The sequence below is a fragment of the Micrococcus sp. ACRRV genome, assembly GCF_022346985.1.
GTDB classification, from domain to species: domain Bacteria; phylum Actinomycetota; class Actinomycetes; order Actinomycetales; family Micrococcaceae; genus Micrococcus; species Micrococcus porci.
In genome coordinates, this window is the sequence record NZ_JAKRNH010000197.1 from 1 (window position 1) to 1,486 (window position 1,486).

3 protein-coding genes are annotated in these 1,486 nt (G+C 72.5%); all 3 read left to right on the forward strand.

The window, feature by feature from the left end; all coding sequences use genetic code 11:
- Positions 1-41 precede the first annotated feature (41 nt).
- Genes hisB through MHY29_RS12065 form a run of 3 tightly spaced genes read left to right on the forward strand, consistent with a single transcriptional unit; the run spans position 42 to position 1,455 of the window.
- On the forward strand, positions 42-644 hold the full coding sequence (gene hisB / locus MHY29_RS12055; RefSeq protein WP_239241557.1) for an imidazoleglycerol-phosphate dehydratase HisB: 603 nt from the start codon (positions 42-44) through the stop codon (positions 642-644).
- A complete protein-coding gene (gene hisH / locus MHY29_RS12060; protein WP_239241555.1) occupies positions 644-1,303 on the forward strand; it encodes an imidazole glycerol phosphate synthase subunit HisH in 660 nt (219 codons plus the stop codon). Before hisB ends, hisH begins: the two co-directional genes overlap by 1 nt.
- Positions 1,303-1,455 (forward strand): hypothetical protein, encoded by a 153-nt coding sequence (locus MHY29_RS12065; protein ID WP_224355301.1) that lies wholly within the window; start codon positions 1,303-1,305, stop codon positions 1,453-1,455. Before hisH ends, MHY29_RS12065 begins: the two co-directional genes overlap by 1 nt.
- The last annotated feature ends 31 nt before the right edge of the window (positions 1,456-1,486 follow it).

Sequence of the window (1,486 nt, forward strand, 5' to 3'; positions counted from 1 at the left end):
CTTCCCGCCCACCCCCAGGAGGACCCGTGGCCGCCGAGCTGATGTCCGGACGCCGTGCGCGCATGCAGCGCACCACCAGCGAGTCGGACGCGTACGTCGAGATGGACCTGGACGGGACGGGGACCTCCGAGATCTCCACCACCGTGCCGTTCTACGACCACATGCTGACGGCGCTGTCCCGGCACTCGCAGATCGACCTCACGGTGCGCGCCACGGGGGACACGCACATCGACGTGCACCACACCGTGGAGGACGTGGCCATCACCCTCGGCGAGGTGCTCAAGACCGCGCTGGGGGACAAGAGGGGCATCCGCCGCTTCGGCGAGGCCTCGGTGCCGCTGGACGAGGCCCTGGCCCACGCCGTCGTCGACGTCTCCGGGCGTCCCTACCTGGTGCACGAGGGAGAGCCCGAGGGCCAGCAGTACCACCTGATCGGCGGGCACTTCACGGGGTCCATGACCCGGCACGTGTTCGAGGCGATCACGTACCACGCCTCCATCTGCCTCCACATGGACGTGGTCCGCGGCCGCGACCCCCACCACATCGTGGAGGCGCAGTTCAAGGCGTTCGCCCGCGCCCTGCGCGCCGCCGTCGAGGACGACCCCCGCGTGCACGACGTGCCCTCCACCAAGGGTGCGCTCTGATGGCCTCGCCCACCTCCGTCCCGGGCGTGCGCCCGACGGTGGCCGTCCTGGACTACGGCTCCGGCAACGTCCACTCCGCCGTCCGCGCCGTCGAGCACGCCGGCGCGCGCGTGGAGCTCACCAAGGATCCCGACGCCGTGCTCGGCGCGGACGGCCTCGTGGTGCCCGGCGTGGGGGCCTTCGCCTCCGTGATGGAGGCCCTGCGCTCGTCCGGCGGCACCCGCTGGATCGGCCGCCGTGTGGCCGGCGGCCGCCCCGTGCTGGGCATCTGCGTGGGACACCAGGTGCTGTTCGAGGCGGGGGTGGAGCACGGCGTCCGGACCGAGGGCATGGGCGAGTGGCCCGGCGTCGTCGAGCCCCTGCCTGCCGCGACCGTGCCGCACATGGGCTGGAACACGGTGCGCCCCGCCGAGGGCAGCGCCCTGTTCGCGGGCATCGAGGACGAGCGCTTCTACTTCGTGCACTCCTACGCGGTGCAGTCCTGGGAGTTCGACCAGGGCAACGAGGCCATGCGCCCCCCGCAGGTCACCTGGTCGCACCACGGCGCGGACTTCATCGCGGCCGTGGAGAACGGCCCGCTCAGCGCCATCCAGTTCCATCCCGAGAAGTCCGGCGACGCCGGGCAGGCCCTGCTGCGCAACTGGCTGGAGACCCTCTGATGCCGTACTGGTCCGTCCTCTACCTCGGCCTCGGCGGCATCCTCCTGGGCGCCGCCTGGTCGATGCGGACGCAGAAGGCCCCCACCTGGGCCGTCGTGATCGCCCTGGTGCTGGCCGCCATGGCCGTCGCCGCCGCCTTCCTGACCGTCTGACGGCGGCCGTCCCCCCGACACCCTCGACCTC